We start from the raw sequence: 15,832 nt of genomic DNA on the forward strand, positions 1-15,832 counted from the left end.
CACACCGGTGACACCACCCCTTCCCATGGCCCGCAGGAGGACCGACACATGACCAACCCCTTCGACGACCAGGACGGCACCTTCCTCGTCCTCGTCAACGACGAGAACCAGCACTCGCTGTGGCCGCAGTTCGCGGACGTGCCCGAGGGCTGGACCGTCGCCCACGGCCCCGACACCCACCCCGCGTGCCTGGAGTACGTCGAGCAGTCCTGGACCGACATGCGGCCCAGGAGTCTCGCCGACGCCATGAACACCCAGCGGTAGCACGGACCGACATGACCTCCACCGACACCCTGGGCGGGGCCCGCGACGACGCGGGCCCCGCCCGGCCCGACGGCCTCGCCGTATGCCCTGCCCAGCCCCGCGACCCGGTCACGGCGCCCGCCCGGCCCGACGGCCTGGCCGCAGCCCTGCTCACCCCGGAAGCCCGGCGGGACCCGTACCCGGTGTACGCCCGCATGCGGCGCGACGACCCGGTCCACCGCAGCCCCCAGGGCATCTGGTACCTCACACGCCACGCCGACGTCGAGGCGGCCCTCGGCGACCTGCGCCTGTCCAACGACCGGGACAGGATGACCCGCGCCTACAGCTCGCTCGGCGGCGACCTCAAGGCCCTCAGCCGACTCACCGAGCGACTCGGCCGGGTGATGAGCAACACCGACCCGCCGGACCACGCCCGGCTGCGCAAGCTGGCCAACAAGGCGTTCACCGCCCGCCGCGTCGAAGCCCTGCGCGACGGCGTACAACGGATCGTCGACCGGCTCATCGACGAGGCGGTCGCGGCCGGCCCGGCCATGGAGCTGATCGAGGCGGTCGCCTCGCCCCTGCCGATGTCCGTCGTCTGCGACCTCTTCGGCATCCCGGACGAGGACCAACCGCAGGTCAAGAGCTGGTTCAGCCGCTTCGGCCGGCTCAGCGAGGACATCGACAAGTCCGAGGCGGCGATCGACGGTTACGAGGAGTACCTGTCCGGGCTCATCCGGCAGCGCCGACGCGAACCGGGCGACGACCTGATCAGCGCCCTGGTCGCCACCCAGAACACGGACGACCGGCTCACCGACTCCGAACTGCTGTCCACCTGCTTCGTCCTCATCACCGCCGGGGACGAGACCACCACCCACCTGATCGGCAACGGCATGCTCGCCCTGCTGCGCAACCCGGACCAACTGGCCGGGCTGCGCGCGGACCCGGGCCTGATCCGGGGGGCGGTCGAAGAACTGGCCCGCTACGACACCGTGACCCAGGCGATCGTCAGGGTGGTGGCGGAGGACCTGGAGATCGGCGGACGGACGCTGCGGGAGGGCGAGCTGGTGTACCTGTTCCTCGGCGCGACCAACCGCGACCCCGAACGCTTCGAGGACCCCGACCGGCTCGACCTGACCCGCCCCGGCAACCGCCACCTGAGCTTCGGCCACGGCCCGCACTTCTGCCTCGGCGGCCCACTGGCCAAGCTCCAGGCGGAGGTGGCCATCGGCACGCTGGTGCGCCGGCTGCCCGGACTCCGCCTGGCCGACGGGGCGGCGCTGGAGTGGCGGGACAACCCGCTGCAGCGGCGGCTGACCACCCTCCCGCTCATCCACCGACCGTGAACGACGACGAAGGAGCAGAACCGACCATGGCCCGAGAGTTCGAGGTCCGCCGAGAGCAGGACCTGCCCGTCACGCCCGAGCAGGTCTGGGACGCGGTGGCCACCGGCGCCGGCAATCTCGGCTGGCTCTACCCGATGGAGATCGAGCCGCGCGTGGGCGGAAAGGCGACCCGGTCGGACGCCACCGTCGTGGCATGGGAGCCGCCGCACCACTTCGCCGTCCGGGCGACCCAGGACGGCGGGTTCTCCAACACCCTCAGCTACCGCGTCGAACCGGCCGACGGGGGGACGAGCCACCTGCGGATGGGAATCCACTGGGTGCACACGGGCGTCGTCGACGACGCCTGGAACTGGGACGCCAAGACCGACGTGGCCGAGAAGTACGTCGACTTCCACCAGCACGCACTCGCCGAGTACCTCCGGCACTTCGCGGGCCGCCCCGCCGTCTACGTCAGGTCCCAGAGCCCCGAACCCACCGCCGATCCGTCCGACTTCGCCGCCCTGCGCCGACGCCTCGGCCTCGCCGAGGACGCGGCCGTCGGGGACCGGTTCACGCTCCTCGCCCCCGGCCCGGACCACGACCCCGTCGAGGTGGTCGTCGACTGGCTCAGCACCGACTTCGTCGGACTGCGAGGCCCGGACGCCCTGTACCGGTTCTTCAACGGCAGCACCTGGAACGTACCGATCTGGCTCGGCCACCACCTGTTCGCCGAGCACACCGACGAGCAGCAGGCCACCAAGGCGTGGAACGTCTGGCTCAACGAAAACCCAGCCCAGGAGTACTGATGGAAACCGCCACGCAGAGACTGCTCTTCGCCGCCGAACTCGTCGAGGAGAACGGCACCTACGCTCTCGTCGTCCAGGACGTGCGAACGGGAACCGTCCAGACCACCCCGGTTCCCAAAGCCATGGTCGACAAGCTCCCGGCCTTCCTCTCGGCGCTCACCGCCAAGCTCAACCCGGTCCAGCAGCGCCGCCGTTGGTAGCCGAGGGCGCCGCGAGAGGCCTCGGGCGCGACTGTGAGAAGACGCCGCCCGACCCGCCCTCCGGGCGGACTTGCGCAACACGCTTCAGGCGGGTGCGGCAGGGGTGATGTTCGAGCCCGTGGGGGCGGGGGGCCCGGAGCGGAGCACGAGTCCGCAGATGACCGCCCCCGCTGCGAAGATCGCCCCGGCCCAGGTGAAGGCCACGGTGTAGCTGTGGATCGCCGCGTTCGCCTCGTTGACCTGGGTCGGGGCCCGCCCGACCAGGTAGGCGGTCAGCGCGGAGGCCGCCAGTGAGTTGAGCAGGGACGTGCCGATCGAACCACCGATCTGCTGCATCGTCTGCACGGTGGCGGAGGCGACCCCGGCGTCGACCGGCCGTACGCCGGAAGTCGCGGTGTTCATCGAGGGGGCCATGACGGAGCCGATGCCGAAGCCCACGAGCAGCAGCGGGCCGAGGATGTCGGCGGCGTAGGTGCTGTGCAGGGTGATGTCGGTCAGCCAGAACATCCCGCCGCTGGCGATGAGCATCCCGAAGACGGCCAGCACACGTGGGCCGAACTTCGGGAGCAGCTTGATGTTGGAGGCCGTGGAGGCGCACATCAGCGCGGCCACCATGGGGAGGAACACCAGCCCGGTCTTGACCGGTGAGTAGCGCAGGATCTCCTGCAGGTAGTAGGTCAGGAACAGGAAGACGCCGAACATTCCGACGCCCACGATGAACACACCGATGAACGAGCCGGCCCGGTTCCGGTCGCGCAGGACCCGCAGGGGCAGCAGCGGGCTGGTGGCGCGGGTCTGCCACCAGAAGAATCCGGCGATCAACACGGCGCCGACCGCGAGGAAGCCCCAGGTGCCGGGCGCGCTCCAGGGATGCGATTCGGCGTTGGAGAAGCCGTAGACCACGCAGAACAGGCCCGCGGAGATGATGGCGGCACCGACAAGATCCAGTCGGGGCCGTTGCGAGGACGGTTCCTTGCGGGGGATCAGCATGAGCGCGCCGGTGATGGCGACGACGCTGAACGCGACGTTCACCAGGAGGGTCCAGCGCCAACTGAGGTACTCGGTCAGCACACCGCCGAGCAGCAGGCCGATCGCCGCGCCGGAGCCGGCGATGCCGCCGAAGACGGCGAAAGCGGTGGCTCGTTCCTTGGGCTTGGTGTAGGTCGTGGTCAGCAGCGACAGCGCGGCCGGCGCCAGGATCGCCCCGGCCGCGCCCTGCAGCGCGCGGGCGAGCACCAGGACGGCGAAGGAGGGTGACACGCCGCCGAGGAGCGAAGCCGCGGCGAATGCGGCGAGACCCGTCAGGAAGGTCTTGCGTTGCCCGATCAGGTCGGAGATCCGTCCGGAGAGCAGGAGAAGGCTGCCGAAGGCCAGGGAGTAGGCCGTGATGACCCACTGCCGGGAGCCGTTGGAGAACCCGAGGTCCTGCTGCGCCTGGGGCAGCGCGATGTTCACGATGCTCACGTCGAGCACGATCATCAACTGGGCCAGACCGACCACACCGAGGATCAGCCAGTGTCCGGAAGGACGTGCGTCGCCCGCCGTCGCCCCATGCCTCTCCCCGGCGGCTGGCCGCGAGTCCTTCGCGTCGGTCATCGGGCCGTCCTCAAGGTGGCTGGTAGGAATCCTCGCGGCTGGGGGCGGCACCCGGGTGGTGCTGCGCCTCCCAGGAGGCCGTACGTACCGCCACAGCACAGCGTCACACGGCGGCGTGAGCGCCGCAGTGTGACGCCGGGGTGAGTCGACCGGATGGGTTCGGGCCAGGAGATCAGAAGGGTTCGCCGGCGGCTCCGGCGACCGTGCGGCCGGGACCGGACGCGATCACGGCGTGCGCCCGAGGAAGGAGAGCAGGAGTGCGGTCATCTCCGCGGGGTGCTCCTCGTAGATCCAGTGGCCGGAGTCGGGGACGACGACGCCGGTGACCTTCTTCGCGTACCGGCGGACCTGGGCGGGTACGGCCTCGCCGAGGCTGCCCGAGGCGCCGATCGCCAGGACCGGCATGGTCAGCTTCGTCCGCCGGTTGACGGCGTTGTCCTCGACGTCCTGGGGGAAGGTCCGGAACCACTCGAAGCTCGCCGACAGGTGGGCCGGGTCCGTCAGGGCCTCGGCGAACACGGCGATGTCGTCGTCGGTGACGGAGCCCTTGCGGACTTCGAGGGAGTCGATGAATCCGCCCACCCACCCCTCTTCGCGGCCGGCCACGACCTTCTCGGGAAGGCCGTTGGCGAGGGAGAAGAAGCCGAAGTTCCAGGCGCCCGGGCCGGCGGCGGTCAGGGACGGGAACTCGTAGAGGCCCGGGTCCGGGATCGGGGCCTCGCTGAGGACGAGTTTCCTCACCTCGCGGGGGTGCGCGGCGGCGTAGGAGTAGGCGACCATCGAGCCGATGTCGTGGCCGACCAGCCGGATGTCGTCGGCGTGTCCGATGCCGCGGAGCAAAGTGTGGACGGCTGCGGCCATCGACTTCTTGTCGTAGCCGTCGGCCGGGGCGTCGCTCTTGCCGGCGCCGGGCAGGCTGGGCGCGATGACGGTGTAGTGCCGGGAGAGCTCCGGCAGGAGGGCGCGCCACTCGTACCAGGTCTCCGGGTAGCCGTGGAGCAGGACGAGGGTCGGACCGTGGCCGCCGATCACGTAGTCGAGGCCGGCGGCCTTGTGCTCGGTGAACCCGGCAGGTACCACGGGAGCGGCCGACGGGGTCGCGGCCGTGGCGGTCTCGGCGTGCGGGGTCGCCGCGGAGACGGTGGCGGCGGAGAGGGAGGTGGCGCTGAGGCCGAATGCCGCGGCGATCGCGAGCGGTGTCAGGACGCGTGGCCGGAAAAAGGCGTGACGGTGCTTCACAAGTGCTCCAGTCGAGAAGGGGGAGGAGGCGTGGGCTGTCGCGATGAGCGTGCGTGCGGCTGGGCCGCGGCGGGGTTACAGGGTGGTGACGAGACCGCCGTCGACGACGAAGTCGGACCCGGTGATGTTCGCGGCCAGGTCGCCGGCCAGGAACACGACGAGGTCGGCGACCTCGTCGGGGCGGGTGAACCGGCCGGTGGCCGCGTCGGCGGCGGCCTGCTCGGCCACGGCGTCGGCGGAGCCGCCGGTGGCGGCGGCGACCGTCGCGGCGACCCCGTCGTGCGCCAGCCACAGACCGGTGGTGACGGGGCCGGGGCTCACGGTGTTGACGCGGACGCCCCGCGGGCCCACCTCCTTGGACAGGGACTTGCAGAAGTTCGACAGCGCGGCTTTCGACGCGCTGTAGTCGATCACGAGCGGGTCGGGCAGGAACGCGTTGACGGAACTGACCGTCACGATGCTCCCCGCTCCGCGCTCCAGCAGGTGGGGGAGCGCGGCCCGGGTGGTGCGTACGGGGACCAGGAGGTTGACGGACAGCGTCGCGGCCCAGTCGTCATCGGTCACCGCGAGGAAGCCGTCGGTGCGGGGCCGGACGGCACCCACGTTGTTCACCAGAATGTCCAGGCCGCCGTAGGCGAAGGTCGCGGCGGAGATCAGCTCGGCCGGTCCGTCGGTGGTGGTCAGGTCCACCGCGACCGTGAGGACGTCACCTTCGGCGGCCAGCGCCCGCAGCTCGGGGGTGATCTCCCGCGACCCGGTCACGACCCGGGCACCCTCACGTACGAGTGCCCCGGCCACGGCGAGCCCGATGCCGCGGCTCGCGCCGGTGACGACCGCGGTCCTGCCGGTCAGATGCAGATCCATGCCAGGGCCCTTCGACGGTGCTGGTGGTGTCGGTGGAGTGGGCTTCGGAGGACGCGCCGTTCGGATGACGCGCCGTTCGACGGAGGCTGCGTCCGGTGGAGCTGGCCTCCAACGGAAGCGTCGCTCAGAGGGAGTGCCGCCGCAGCCAGGACAGTGCGGTGTCGGCGACCTCGCGCCAGCCGCCGTCGATCGTCAGCGAGTGCCCGCGGTCGGGGAAGTCGGTGATGTCGGTGACGGCGTCGGAGTTCCGGTACTGCTTGAGGGTGGCCCGCACGACGGCCTCCGGCACCGTGTGGTCCTTGCCGCCGGTCATCAGCAGCAGCGGTCCGCGCGAGCCGTTGGCGGTGTCCACCTTGGCCGGCGAGTGCGGGTTGAAGTTCGCGGCGGCGGCCTCGAACAGGGGCTTGCCCGGAGCGGGGATCGCCCATCGCTCGAACAGCTCCACCGACTCCTCCTCGGACACGGCGTTGCCGAACGCGAAGCGGAACTGGTCGGCCGTGAGGGAGACCGCGCGGTGCTTGTTGCCGGGGTTCTTGAACACCGGCAACGTAGCGCGCAGCGCGGACAGCGGCAGGGGGAGCACTCCCTTGATCTGGGCGGCGTCGATCGCGACGGCGGCGGCCGCCAGGTTCTGCCCGAGGAGCTTCTGCGCGATCATGCCGCCGAACGAGTGCCCGATCACGATGGGCGGGGCCGGCAGCTCCCGGATGATCGCCGCGTAGTGGTCCACCACCTCGTCGATTCCGTGGTCGGCGATGCTCTCGGGGTTGGCGCGGGCCTCCTCGACGGTGCCGGGGTCGCCGGGCCAGCCCGGTGCGACGGGGGCGTAACCCTCTTCCTGGAACAGGTCGATCCAGGGGGCCCACGAGGTGGCGTGCAGCCACAGGCCGTGGATGAAGACGACGGGGACGGGAGTCGGTGGCGTCATGGCGACCTCTCGGTTCGGTCGGTGCGTTGGGTGGGTGGGTACGGAGGTGTGAGCGGTGCGGCAGGTACGCAGGTACGGCGGTGCGGCAGGTACGTGGGTACGGCTGGTACGGCGGTGCGGCAGGTACGCGGGTACGGCTGGTACGGCGGTGCGGCCGGGTGTCCGGCGCCGGGTCAGCACACCACGGGGGCGGAGGCGTTCGTACCGGGGAAAGACCCCAGTGCGTCCGTGCGGAATCGGGCGACTCCGGAGTGGGGCCGGGGTGGGGGCTCCTGCTCGCGAGCCCGTTCCCACCGCACCCCGTCACCCGGGAGCCCGGCTACGGACGGGTGCCGAAGGGGCCCAGGAGCCCGGCGTCGATCCGCAGCGATTCGAGCAGGGTGGCCGCGTTGTCGAGGGTGAAGACGTCGGCCGCGGCGAGGACGCCGGTGTACTTGGCGATCACCGGACCGGCCGCCTGCTGAGCGACGGCGTCCAGGTAGGTCTTGAAGATCGCCCAGGAGTTCCCGGACGGGCCGTACTTCTGGAAGAACGGCGTCGGGTCCAGGGACATCGCGGCCTTCACACTCGCGGTGAGATCGGCGATGTACCGCTTCTGCACGTCGCCGTCGGCGCGCACCCCGAGCCGGCCGAGGTGTCCGCCGACCAGGGTCGTCCAGGGGTAACTCATCGCCGTGTCCTGAGCCTTCACCCAGGCGGGTATGTCTTGTGAGACGGCCAGGTTTTTGAACGGCACCCAGCCGGGATAGAGGACGTCCACCACCATCAGCGTCGCGTGGTCGGGCGCGTAGACGAAGATGTTGTCCGGGGAGTGGTTGGGGCCGTGGTGGGCGAGCTCCAGGCGTTCCCCGCCGACGCGCAGGTCGAAGTGGTCGTCGAAGGTCACGGTCGGGAGCGGCCGGTTGGGGTCGGCCTCCAGCCGGAGCAGCCGGCGGGTCTCGCTGTGCGCGATGCGCACGACGTCCTTGCCGAAGAGGCCGGCGGAGCCGATGTGGTCGGCGTGGGTGTGGGTGTACACCAGGTGGGTGACCTTCGACGGCCGGCCGTTGGCCCGGGTGACGTCGGCGATGGCGCGCAGCAGGTTGTTCCCGATGGTCGGCGGCGCGTCGACGAGCACCACCCCTTCGCGGGTGCTCAGGAACATCGCCTGGTAGAAGGCGTCGGTCACCCAGTACAGGTTGCCCTTGATACGGCCGACGAAGTAGCCCTGCTCGTTGACCGCGGGACCGGTCGCGGCGGTGGGAACCGGGGCGAACTCGGGGAGATCCGTCGAAGCGGTGGCGGTGGCGGCATACGCCGTGCCTGGCAGTGCCTCGCCGACGAGGACGGCCGCGGTCGGGACCGCCAGCGCGGCCGTCGCGGTCCTGAGGAACCCGCGGCGGTTCGCGGTCGTGGTGGGGAGGGATTCCGGTGTCATGGGTCGGGACCTTCCGGAGGGCCGACGCGGAGGCGTCGGCGGGCGGGTGCGGCGACCGCAGGACATCACCCCCGTCTCCCGGTTCGTATCGGGGAGAATCCCCAGTCCCGGCGCGCGCCCGGCCCCGACCGGACTGGGGTGCCGTCCACCAGTGGCGGGCGCCAGGCTCACGTCTCGCTGGTCAGCAAGGAGTTGAGCTGTCGCCGTGAGGTGATGTCGAGTTTCCGGAAGATCTTGTTGAGGTGGTACTCGACGGTCGACTGCGTGATGAACAGCCGGGTCGCGATCTCGGCGTTGGTGGTTCCGCGCGCGGCGAGGGTGGCGATCCGCCGTTCCTGCGGAGTGAGGTCGTGCTCGGTGAGGCCGTGCGGGGAACGGCCGGCGCGCTTGCGGGGGTGCGCGCCGGTGGCGAGGAGCTCGGTGCGGGCCCGCTCGGCGAAGGCGGCTGCCCCCATGTCGGTGAACATCCGGTACGCGTGGCCCAGTTGGGTCCGGGCGTCGGTACGGCGTCTGCGCCTGCGGAGCCATTCACCGTAGAGGAGGTGGGTTCGGGCCAGTTCGGTTCGTACCTGGGTGCGGTCGAGGAGGGTCAAGGACCGGGCGAAGTGGGGTTCGGCCCCGTCGTGGTCGGCCGATACCAGGGCCCGGCAGCGTTCCAGGAGTCCCAGGGCCCAGGGCGTGCCGGCCGGCAGGGCGCGTTCTTCGAGACGGGCGAGGGCGACTCGGGCCGTGGGCCGGTCGCCGCAGCGGGTGGAGGCCTCGATGAGATCGGGCAGGGCGCGGGGGGCGCCTCCGGGGTTGTCGGCGTCGAAGGTGACGCGCGCATGGTCGGCGGCCTGGACGTAGTGCCCCAGGCTGAGTTCGAGGACGGTCAGGCTGTTCCGGGCCCAGTCGGCCAGACCGCCGTGCGCGTGCCGGCTGGCCAGATCGCGTACGAGGAGATCCGCGGCCGTACGGGCCGCCGACTCCTGGCCGCTCCAGGCCAGGAGCTCCACCCGGTAGGCCAGGCCGGGGGAGGGCTGGCCGATGACGGCGGCGAGATCCTGTGCCTCGTCCAGGCACGCGGTGGCGGTGGCGAACCGGCCGGCCCGGAGCTCCCAGGTGGACCGGACCACCAGGGTGGAGCGCAGTGCTCCCAGCACGCCGATGGCGCGCTCGTGCGCCTCCACGAGCCGGGCGGCCCGCGCCCCGCCGGTCTCGTCCCAGACCTCCTCGGCGGCGTAGAGGGCCAGGGTCGCCGCGCGCAGGCCGTGCCCGACCACGTCGGTGTCCCGTTCCAGGGCGGCGAGTGCGGCCTGGAGGAGAGGCAGGGCGGCCTGGTAACTGCCCTGCATCCGCAGGGCGAAGCCTTCGAGGAGGAGGTCGGCGCTGCTGGGGAGGGGGGACGGCCCAGGTGCCGGAGACACGACCGCCGTCCCGACGGCCGTCCGGGCGGCCGTCGGGACGAGGGTTCGCGGGAGGGCTAACGGTGGGGCCACGGCCGGCGAGGTCGCGGCCGGCAGGAGCGTGGCCGAGGCCGGCGGGGTCGGGGCGACGGCCGGCGCGGACCCGGCCGGCGCGGACCCGATCGCGGTCAGCGCCGGCGGGGTGGGGGTCGGCGGGGTGGGCGTCGGCGGGCTCAGGGCCAGCGGGCTCAGGGCGGGTGAGGTCAGGATCGTCACGCCGAGTTCCTCGCGAGCCGTCGCGTCGTGCTCGCCGCACAGCACGGCCAGGAGCCCTTCCATCAGGAGGGACCGGGCCAGAGCGCGGTCCGTGCCCGCGACCACACCGGCCGCGGCCAGCAGCGGCGATCCCAGGCCCGCGAGCCGCCCGAAGTAGATGTCGGTGGTGGCCCGGGTGTGCAGGGCGCGGGCCCGCAGGACGGTGTCGCCCCCGGCCAGGAGCGGCTGGGCCTGCGCGAGGAGGGACTGGGCGGTGGCGGGGTCGCCCAGCACGAGATGGGCCCGGGCGGCCTCGACGAGCCGCACCGCCCGGTCGGCCCGGGAGAGCTGTGCCGCTCGGGCCAGGAGAGCGGCCCGTTCGGCGTAGCCGCCGCGCCCGCGGGCCAGTTCCGCCGCCGCGACCAGTTCGTCGGCCACCTCGTCGTCGAGCCCGACGGTCGCCTCGGCGCGGTGCCAGGCCCGCCGCTCGGGGGCGCGCAGCGCATCGCTGACAGCGGCGAGCGCGGCGTGGACGCGCCTGCGCTCACCGGCCGGGGCGCTGCGGTAGACGGCCGAGCGGATCAGCGGGTGCCGGAACTCCAGCAGCGGCCCTCCGGTGAGCACGCCCGCGGATACCGCCGCGTCCGCGGCCTGCGCCAGGACGCCCAGTTCCGCAGCCGCCCTCCACAGCAGCAGCGCGTCCTCGGGCGGCGCGGCCGACAGCAGCACCAGGAAGGTCCGGGTCTCCGGAGGCAGGTCCCGCACCAGACGCCCGAAGTGGTTCTCCAACCGGGCTCCCACCGGCAGCGGTTCGAGCAGCGGCGCCGTCCCGGCCAGGTGCGCGGGGCTCAGCGCCTGGGCACTCTCCAACAGTGCCAGGGGGTTGCCGCCGGCGTCGGCCACGATGCGCGCGGCCACCGCCGCGTCCACCCGCCCCTCCACGCTCTGTCCGAGCAACTCGTGCGCCTGGGCGCCGGCCAGCCCGCCGACCGTCAGAGTCTCCAGCCCCTCGAACGCGCCTGCGCCGTCGGGTTCCCCGCGACCCGCGACCACCAGGCCGAGAGCCTCCGCGCCCAGCCGCCGGGCCACGAACGCCAGCGCGTCGCGGGACTCGCGGTCCAGCCACTGCACGTCGTCGACCAGGCACAGCAGCGGCTGTGCCGAGGTGGCGTCGGCCAGCAGCGTCAGGGCCGCCATCCCCACCAGGTAGCGATCGGCCCGGGGCGCGGCCAGCAACCCGAACGCGGAGGCCAGCGCCTCGTGCTGAGGGGCCGGCAGCGACTCCAGACCGTCCAGGAAGGGCCGCAACAGACGGTGCAGACCCGCGAATCCGAGCCGCGCCTCGGACTCCGTCCCGGCGATGCGTACGACCCGCAGGTCGTTCGAGGTCCCGGCGAGGTGGTCCAGCAGCGTGGTCTTGCCGATACCGGCCTCGCCGACGACGACGAGCGCCGCGCTCATACCGTCACGCACGCCATCGACCAGGTCGGACAGGACCCGCAGTTCCTCGTGCCGACCGGTGAGCGGAACCCGGCGGGTGCGGGCTCCGGCCCGGGAGTGTCCAGTCATGCCCTCAGCAGACCACCCCGGGGGCCCCGGGGCCCTGGGGGGCGACCCTAAGGGCTGTCCCGTAACTGCGGGAGCGTGAGTCACGGACCCGGCTTCGCGGAGGTCAGAGGAAGAGGAGCTCGACGTCCTTCGCCACGCAGAGCCGCAGAACGACCGTCAGCTGTTGGGCCGCATCGATGTGTGCCCGAGGAACGTCGGCCTCGTTCGGCCACTGCTCGACGATCGCCTCCAGCCGGGGCAGGAGCGCGGCACACTCGATGGGCGATAGCTCGCCTCCGCCGTCATCCGGGCGGTCGAGGAGCGGTTCGAGCGAGGTGGAGACGTCACTCCAGGGGCGCTCTCCGCCGAAGCCCCACATCTCGGAGAGAGTGAAGCCTTCGGCTCGCGCCAGCTGTCGCCGGAACGCGGCGAAGCCGCTGTAGGACCAGGCGACGTCAGGGCTGCTGGTGTCTCCGTCTCCCGGAAACAGAGTCAGCCCTATGTCGTCCTCCCTCTCTACCGTCGAATAGGTAAAGGATCAGTCGAAACCAGCGACATCTGCAACTGAGATGATCCAGCGGTGGCTGGTGTGATCACGGCGTCGGAGCCCTCCTGGATAGCCCCGTTCACCGGGCTGAGCCCGCGCGCCTTCGGGAAGCTGGTGACCGTACTGCGGCGCGAGGGTGCGGCCGCGGTGCGCAAGGGCCGGCCGTGGAGCCTGCCGCTGGAGGACCGGGCACTACTGGTCGCGGCGTACTGGCGAACCAACTTGACGATGCGCCAGCTTGCACCGCTCTTCGGGGTCTCGAAGTCCGCCGCGGACCGCATCATCGACCACCTCGGACCCATCCTCGCTCTTCAGCCCCGCAAACGGTTCGCCAAGGACACCGTGCTGATCGTGGACGGCACTCTCGTGCCCACCCGCGACCACGCCATCGCCGCACAGTCGAAGAACTACCGGTACTCCACCAACCACCAGGTCGTCATCGACGCCGACACCCGCCTGGTCGTTGTGGTCGGCCGCCCCCTGCCCGGAAACCGCAACGACTGCAAGGCGTGGGAGGAATCCGGCGCCAAGGCCGCCGTCGGCAAGACCACCACGATCGCCGACGGCGGCTATCCAGGCACCGGACTCGTCATGCCTCACCGCAGGCGCAAGGGCGAAGACCTGCCCGGCTGGAAGGAAGCCCACAACAAGTCCCACAAGCAGGTCCGTGCCCGCGTCGAGCACGTCTTCGCCCGGATGAAGAACTGGAAGATCCTCCGAGACTGCCGACTCAAAGGCGACGGAGTCCACCACGCCATGCTCGGCATCGCGCGCCTTCACAACCTCGCCCTCGCCGGATAGACGGACGGCCGACAAGGAACAGGCGTGTCAGGCCGACCCCCAGACCATTTACGGGACAGCCCTTAGGCCGTGTGTCGAAAGTGGCGCCGTCCGCCCGGAGGGCGGGACTTTCGACACACGGCCCAGTTGTTCTGCCCACGGAAGTTCGTGGAAGGGAGTTGATCAGGTGAGGTGGCGCCCGCCGACTCGGGAGAGGGGCACGTCACGTCATGCGTTTGGCCGGGAAATGGATAGTCGCAGGTGCTTCGCGGGGCACCACCGTCGGGCCGAGAAAGGGCTCGCGGTGGCGTGCCCTCATCTCGGCTGTGGCGAAAGTGCGTTGACGTTCCTCGGACGGTGGTCAATCATCGCTGCTCATGCTTCAAAGTGAGATTTGGGATGACCAGGCCGCTCAGAGCTATGACGCCCCTGGGACCGGCATGTTCGCACCGGAGGTGCTCGGTCCGACGGTGGACCGCCTGGTGGAGCTCACCGAAGGCGGGCGGGCTCTGGAGTTCGCCATCGGGACCGGGCGGGTGGCAGTGCCGCTCGCGGAGCGGGGAGTCTCGGTCAGTGGCATCGAGCTGTCGACGCCCATGGTCGATCAGCTTCGCACCAAAGCAGACGAGGCGGCCATCCCTGTTGTCATCGGCGACATGGCCACTGCGCGAGTCCGGGGTGAGTTCCAGCTCGTCTACCTCGTCTACAACACCATCTCGAACTTGCTCACGCAGGCCGAGCAGGTCGCCTGTTTCCGAAACGCCGCACGCCACCTCGCGCCAGGCGGGCGGTTCGTCGTCGAGCTGTGGGTACCCGAGATTCGCACGTTGCCGCCAGGTCAGCAGGCCGTGGTCTGGGAGTCGGCCCCGGGCTACATCGGGCTCGACACCTACGACGTTCTGCGCCAGCAGGTCGTCTCGCACCACTTCCGGTTCGATGCCGGGACCGGCCGTGAGGCCCGGCTTTTTCGCAGCCCACACCGTTACATCTGGCCGAGCGAACTCGACCTGATGGCCGAGCTGGCCGGAATGACGCTGGAGTCCAGGCACGCAGACTGGTCCGGGGAGGAATTCACCGCAGAGTCGCGTTCCCACGTCTCCGTCTACCGGACGGCCGACTCGCTCTGACCGGGCAGGTCTCCGATGTCAGCGACTCGTGACTGTCAGGTCACGTCATGCACGTGTCGGGTCAATGACCTGTTCCGCCGATGGCAGCGGGGCGGCACATGGCACCGGATCTTCAAGCGGCTCCAGTCTCTGGCGGACGCGAAGGGTGCGATCACGTGGGACCTGAGCGTCGACTCCACCGTCTGCCGCGTCCATCAGCATGCGGCCGGGGCCCGCAAGCAGGGGGCCCTGCCGAAGGAATCACCGGGGACTCGCCGCAGTTCGAACCCGTGCTGAAGGGTTCGACGAGGAGGACTACAAAGCCAGGCACGCGGTCGAGTGCGGCATCAACCGCCTCAGGGAGTGTGTCGAAAGTGGCGCCGTCCGCCCGGAGGGCGGGTCCGGCGGTGTCCGGTGCGTGCGATCGCAAGGCGGAGGGTCGCCCCGATACTGGGTGTATCGGGGTGATCCCGACAACGCGGCGAGCGTGCGTGCCGGGCGTCGCCGGACAGGCGGGACTTTCGACACACGGCCCAAGAGGCACCGGGCCGTTGCCACCAGGTACGACAGGCTCGCGGTCCGCTACGAGGCGACAGTCCTCATAGCCGCCATCAATGACTGGCTGTGACCGGCACCGCCGGACCCGGCGCTCACCGTGATGCTTCGTATGCCTCGCGGATGGCTGCGGGGATGCGTCCGCGGTCGTTTACGAGGTAGCCATTCGCTCGCGCCCAGATACGTATGGGTTCATCCTCCGGACGCGGTCCACGCGTCCTGCCAGGCCCGCTCCAGTCACCGGACGGAGCTCCCGAAAGCTGGTCAGCTACATCCTGGAAGAAGGCGAACAGCGAGGCGTACAGGCTGTCTTCAGGGGACATCCCCTCGCTCCAGGACCCCACCGTTCCGGTGCTTGTGTTCACGAACTTCCCAGAAAAACCGTCGCGCTCCGAGACGATTGGCACCCATTCCCTACGCCAGGACGGGCAATCAGGGTCTCCAGACGGTGCCATTTCCTCCATGCCCATCTTGTGGAGGTAGACACGCTCGATGTCCGTCAGGCCCAGAAGGAGTCCGCCGCTGGGGATGACGCCTGGGCATCCCAGCGCAACCAGACTCGATCCGGTGTGGGGTTGTTGACCGGCATCGATGTCGTTTGCCAGCAGCCACTGCCGCAGCTGCTGCGGCAGCCTTAGGCCGTGTCTGACAATTCCCGTCGGGCGGTCGGCGCCCGGCACGGCACCTCGCGGCGTTGTCGGACCGCCCGAGTACATCCAGTACGCGGGCGGTCCTCCGCCTTGCGATGCACCGCACCGGACACCGCCCGCTGATCCGACGCGAATTGTCAGACACGCCCTAGGCCCATGCGCAGTTCGGCTTCGCAGATGGCTGCCTGACTCCCCGGACCGCCGAGATCAGCGAAAACATCAGGGGCACTCTGTACAAGCCATGTGGTCACCCGGTGCCACGCTTGCCGTGCGTCTCCTGCCCTCTGATGATCCATAGGCAGACCGTACTCAATGGCACTGACATCGCATGGTTTCCACCTGGGCTGTTGCAGGCCGACCACCCGCCAGCCGCACCTAGTGTGACCGT

At 70.7% G+C, this 15,832-nt stretch carries 14 protein-coding genes; 6 read left to right on the top strand and 8 right to left on the bottom strand.

Going from position 1 to position 15,832, the window contains the following annotated elements:
- Nucleotides 1–48 precede the first annotated feature (48 nt).
- Genes OG599_RS32600 through OG599_RS32615 form a run of 4 tightly spaced genes read left to right on the top strand, consistent with a single transcriptional unit; the run spans nucleotide 49 to nucleotide 2,574 of the window.
- Nucleotides 49–264, top strand: a complete 216-nt coding sequence (locus OG599_RS32600) for an MbtH family protein (protein WP_327179563.1) — start codon at nucleotides 49–51, stop codon at nucleotides 262–264.
- Between the two features lie 11 nt (nucleotides 265–275).
- Nucleotides 276–1,589 carry a cytochrome P450 gene (locus tag OG599_RS32605; protein WP_327179564.1) on the top strand — a complete coding sequence of 438 codons (1,314 nt, stop codon included), beginning with the start codon at nucleotides 276–278 and terminating at the stop codon, nucleotides 1,587–1,589.
- Nucleotides 1,590–1,615: 26 nt separating this feature from the next.
- Nucleotides 1,616–2,374 (top strand): SRPBCC family protein, encoded by a 759-nt coding sequence (locus OG599_RS32610; protein ID WP_327179565.1) that lies wholly within the window; start codon nucleotides 1,616–1,618, stop codon nucleotides 2,372–2,374.
- The gene (locus OG599_RS32615) at nucleotides 2,374–2,574 is read left to right on the top strand and encodes a hypothetical protein (RefSeq protein WP_327179566.1); all 201 of its coding nucleotides are present in this window, start codon (nucleotides 2,374–2,376) and stop codon (nucleotides 2,572–2,574) included. Before OG599_RS32610 ends, OG599_RS32615 begins: the two co-directional genes overlap by 1 nt.
- Before the next feature lie 84 nt (nucleotides 2,575–2,658).
- On the opposite strand, the gene OG599_RS32620 is transcribed toward OG599_RS32615, so the two are convergent.
- From OG599_RS32620 to OG599_RS32650, 7 genes are all read right to left on the bottom strand, one after another.
- Nucleotides 2,659–4,170, bottom strand: a complete 1,512-nt coding sequence (locus tag OG599_RS32620; protein WP_327179567.1) for an MFS transporter — start codon at nucleotides 4,168–4,170, stop codon at nucleotides 2,659–2,661.
- A gap of 225 nt (nucleotides 4,171–4,395) precedes the next feature.
- Nucleotides 4,396–5,409, bottom strand: coding sequence for an alpha/beta fold hydrolase (locus OG599_RS32625; protein ID WP_327179568.1), 1,014 nt, complete (start codon nucleotides 5,407–5,409; stop codon nucleotides 4,396–4,398).
- Nucleotides 5,410–5,484: 75 nt separating this feature from the next.
- Nucleotides 5,485–6,273, bottom strand: coding sequence for an SDR family NAD(P)-dependent oxidoreductase (locus OG599_RS32630; RefSeq protein ID WP_327179569.1), 789 nt, complete (start codon nucleotides 6,271–6,273; stop codon nucleotides 5,485–5,487).
- 124 nt (nucleotides 6,274–6,397) lie between these two features.
- Nucleotides 6,398–7,201: an alpha/beta hydrolase gene (locus OG599_RS32635; protein ID WP_327179570.1), complete on the bottom strand. Its 804-nt coding sequence runs from the start codon at nucleotides 7,199–7,201 to the stop codon at nucleotides 6,398–6,400.
- 319 nt (nucleotides 7,202–7,520) lie between these two features.
- Nucleotides 7,521–8,618, bottom strand: coding sequence for an MBL fold metallo-hydrolase (locus OG599_RS32640; protein WP_327179571.1), 1,098 nt, complete (start codon nucleotides 8,616–8,618; stop codon nucleotides 7,521–7,523).
- Between the two features lie 167 nt (nucleotides 8,619–8,785).
- Nucleotides 8,786–11,827, bottom strand: coding sequence for a helix-turn-helix transcriptional regulator (locus OG599_RS32645; RefSeq protein WP_327179572.1), 3,042 nt, complete (start codon nucleotides 11,825–11,827; stop codon nucleotides 8,786–8,788).
- A 103-nt stretch (nucleotides 11,828–11,930) separates the two neighbouring features.
- Nucleotides 11,931–12,185, bottom strand: coding sequence for a hypothetical protein (locus OG599_RS32650; protein WP_327179573.1), 255 nt, complete (start codon nucleotides 12,183–12,185; stop codon nucleotides 11,931–11,933).
- A gap of 201 nt (nucleotides 12,186–12,386) precedes the next feature.
- Between OG599_RS32650 and OG599_RS32655 the strand changes: the two genes are divergently transcribed.
- Together OG599_RS32655 and OG599_RS32660 are read left to right on the top strand one after the other, a co-directional pair.
- A complete protein-coding gene (locus tag OG599_RS32655; RefSeq protein WP_327174308.1) occupies nucleotides 12,387–13,154 on the top strand; it encodes a transposase in 768 nt (255 codons plus the stop codon).
- Nucleotides 13,155–13,510: 356 nt separating this feature from the next.
- Entirely contained in the window at nucleotides 13,511–14,260 is a 750-nt protein-coding gene (locus OG599_RS32660) for a class I SAM-dependent methyltransferase (RefSeq protein ID WP_327179574.1), read from the top strand.
- 629 nt (nucleotides 14,261–14,889) lie between these two features.
- Here the strand turns inward: OG599_RS32660 and OG599_RS32670 are convergent.
- Nucleotides 14,890–15,474 carry an Lsr2 family DNA-binding protein gene (locus tag OG599_RS32670; protein ID WP_442809623.1) on the bottom strand — a complete coding sequence of 195 codons (585 nt, stop codon included), beginning with the start codon at nucleotides 15,472–15,474 and terminating at the stop codon, nucleotides 14,890–14,892.
- Between the last annotated feature and the right edge of the window lie 358 nt (nucleotides 15,475–15,832).

The sequence above is a fragment of the Streptomyces sp. NBC_01335 genome, assembly GCF_035953295.1.
In the GTDB taxonomy this organism is placed as follows: Bacteria; Actinomycetota; Actinomycetes; order Streptomycetales; family Streptomycetaceae; genus Streptomyces.